The sequence below is a fragment of the Vibrio sp. 1557 genome (genome assembly GCF_033340175.1).
In the GTDB taxonomy this organism is placed as follows: Bacteria; Pseudomonadota; Gammaproteobacteria; order Enterobacterales; family Vibrionaceae; genus Vibrio; species Vibrio alginolyticus.
In genome coordinates this window covers 1-1,169 of the sequence record NZ_JAWOVZ010000215.1, presented here as the reverse complement: position 1 = coordinate 1,169, position 1,169 = coordinate 1, and the positions used below count along the sequence as shown (strand labels likewise).

The 1,169-nt window shown below is 50.7% G+C and carries 2 protein-coding genes; both read right to left on the bottom strand.

The features are described from left to right. Positions 1–729 (bottom strand): gamma-glutamyltransferase (locus R7070_RS25985; RefSeq protein WP_318141485.1); only part of this gene is annotated, 729 nt, incomplete at its 3' end. 110 nt (positions 730–839) lie between these two features. Further along, positions 840–1,169, bottom strand: a 330-nt coding sequence (locus R7070_RS25980) for a LysE family translocator (RefSeq protein WP_318141484.1), incomplete at its 5' end; no start/stop codon positions are given.

Below are 1,169 nucleotides of genomic sequence, written 5' to 3'. Positions count from 1 at the left end.
ATCACCTTGCTTGGCGATGGCTTGCAAGGTTTGCGCGTATTCTGGATTCTTTAATCGTGTGCCTTCGGCTTTTGGTGAGCCATCGGCGTTAAAGAAATACGCTTTTGTGGTCGGAAAACGTGATAAACGCTCGGCGTCGTTGGCAATCAAACTGGCGAGACGAGGACTGACGGCAAAACCTTCCTCAGCCAAATTGATCACTGGCTGAATGATCTTTTTCCATTCCAGCTTGCCGTATTTTTGGTGGGTATCCCACAACAGTTTGACGGTGCCCGGCGTCGCGACAGATCGTCCGCCTACAACGGCATCATAAAATTGCAGCGGCTGGCCTTGGTCGTCCAAAAACAGTGTTGGGGTTGCGGCGAGGGGCGCAGTTTCTCGACCATCATAAGTGGTGAGCTTTTGTTGTTCGCCATCCCAATACACCAAAAATGCGCCGCCACCAATGCCGGAAGACTGTGGTTCGACTAAGCCAAGCATCAGTTGTACCGCCACCATAGCATCGATGGCATTGCCGCCTTGCTCCAGTACATCAGCACCAGCTTGGGTGGCGATTGGGTTCGCTGCTGTCACCATATAGTCTTTGGCTTTGACCAGTTGTTTGTGCTCAAGCCCAGTACTTTGCTCTGGGGCAATCGCATCGGTGGCTTGGTTTGCAAACGCGGTGTGGGTGATAGAGGCGCTAAGAAAAAGACCCGTAGACACGAGTCGGTTGAACGTCCAATGCATGATGACTCTCCATGTTGCCAGTTTGATTGTTCAGCTTGGCAGCCATGGAGAAGATCGTCGAGTCAGCGTTTTAATAAATGTCGGGTGTGCGACGCTTTTAAATCAGAGAGTTAACCGATTAATGTGCTGATGGTTTGCACCAAGATACTGCCGCCAACGAGGGTAAACACCACACCACAGATGCCATCGATGTAGATGCCTGCCTGTTGTAATCGACGTTGTAAACGTTGCGTTGAGAGCATCCACGCCAAGCTGGAAAACCAAACCAGAGACAAGCTGAACAGGATAACTAACGCGATGCTTTTGCCTGAGACCGACATTCCGGCTGGCACCAAGCTCGACATCAAGCTGATGAAGAAAGCCAGTGCTTTGGGGTTGAGAATGTTGGTTGCAAAACCTTTGGCAAAAGCCTGACGTTTGTTGCTGATCACGAAGCTGTT